This is a genomic window from Halocola ammonii, assembly GCF_049334165.1.
GTDB lineage: Bacteria > Bacteroidota > Bacteroidia > Flavobacteriales_D > Sanyastnellaceae > JBEGHD01.
Window position 1 is genome coordinate 1 of record NZ_JBEGHD010000070.1, and the last position, 317, is coordinate 317.

The 317-nt window shown below is 50.2% G+C and carries 1 protein-coding gene; it reads left to right on the plus strand.

The features are described from left to right. The coding region (locus tag ABHV44_RS16270; RefSeq protein ID WP_459075770.1) for a hypothetical protein at positions 1–317 on the plus strand (317 nt) is incomplete at both ends.

Here is a 317-nt window from a genome sequence, read left to right on the forward strand (position 1 = left end):
GAGATCCCAGCCACAACAGCAGAAGCGGTAGACAACTGCGACAGCTCAGTGGTGGTAACTTCAGCAGACTACGATCTGATCACCCCATGGGTGTTTAGCTCAACATCAGGAGACGGCTTTGGAGAAGTAACAGCAGACGGACTGACACTAGAGAGTTCAGATTCAGGAACACTGGTTAGCCAGATTGTAGCCCTCACATCAGCAGCAAAAGCACTGACCATTAGCTTCGACTGGGATTACCTGACCACCGATGTAGACGGACCAGCTTATGAAGAGTTTGGCTACACGATTGACGGAGTGTTTACTCAGCTGTCAGA